Below are 1,395 nucleotides of genomic sequence, written 5' to 3' on the forward strand. Positions count from 1 at the left end.
TGCGCGACCAGTGGGTCCAGATCGACCCCGCCGAGGCCAGGCGGGCCCGGGCCCGCCTGCACCAGGACCGCGAGGTGACGACCGCCGACGCGCTGGCCGCCGTACTGACCGGCTCGGCGGAGCTCGACGGCGCGCGGTACGACGTAGAGGCGGCCGGTCCGCTGGAACGGCTCCGCGCGCTGCTCGCCGCCGACCCGGAGCGGGCCGACGAACAGCCCGACGCGCGAACCGCCGCCCCGACCGGCGAACAGCCCGCCCCCGAGCCCGTTGTGCCGCCGGCCGCCCTGCGTGCCACCCTGCGCGACTACCAGCTCCGCGGCCTGCGCTGGCTGGCCCGGATGACCGGACTCGGCCTCGGCGCCTGCCTCGCCGACGACATGGGCCTCGGCAAGACGGTCACCCTCATCGCCCTCCATCTCCACCGGCGGGAGCACCTGCGGGGCGGACCGACGCTGGTGGTCTGCCCGGCCTCGCTGCTGGGCAACTGGCAGCGGGAGATCGAGAAGTTCGCCCCCGGCACCCCGGTCCGCCGCTTCCACGGGACGGCCCGCAGCCTGGAGGGAGCCCACGACGGGTTCGTCCTCACCACCTACGGCACGATGCGGCTGGACGCGCCCCGACTGGCCGCCGTGCACTGGGACATGGTCGTCGCCGACGAGGCCCAGCACGTCAAGAACCCGCGCTCCGGGGCCGCCAAGGCACTGCGGACGATCCCGTCGGACGCCCGGGTGGCCCTCACGGGCACCCCGGTCGAGAACGACCTGTCCGAGCTCTGGGCGGTCCTCGACTGGGCCACGCCCGGCCTGCTCGGCCGCCCCGGCACCTTCCGCACGCGCTACGCCGAGCCGATCGAGAGCGGCCGCGACCCACAGGCGGCGGTCCGACTGGCCGCGCTCGTACGGCCGTTCCTGCTGCGGCGCAAGAAGTCGGATCCCGGGATCGCGCCCGAGCTGCCGCCCAAGACGGAGACCGACCACCCCGTCCCCCTGACCGCCGAACAGGCCGGCCTGTACGAGGCGGTCGTGCGCGAGACCCTCGCCGCGATCTCCGAGGCCGACGGGATGGAGCGGCGCGGCCTCGTCGTCAAACTGCTGACCTCGCTCAAGCAGATCTGCAACCACCCCGCGCAGTATCTGAAGGGGGAGGAGCTCCGGATCGCGCACCGCTCCGGCAAGCTCGCCCTGCTCGACGAGCTCCTCGACACGATCCTCGCCGAGGGCGGTTCCGTGCTGGTCTTCACCCAGTACGTGGCGATGGCCCGGATCCTGGAGAAGCACCTCGCGGCGCGCGGAATCGGCTCCCAACTGCTGCACGGGGGTACCCCGGTGGCCCGCCGCGAGGAGCTCGTGGACCGTTTCCAGGCCGGCGAGAGCCCCGTCTTCCTGCTCTCCCTCA

General features: G+C 74.0%; 1 protein-coding gene. It reads left to right on the plus strand.

The annotated features are described in order from the left end of the window. A partial coding sequence (locus ACWGDE_RS38960) for a DEAD/DEAH box helicase (RefSeq protein WP_453393822.1) occupies positions 1-1,395 on the plus strand: 1,395 nt, incomplete at both ends.

This window comes from Streptomyces sp. NPDC054956 (assembly GCF_053609185.1).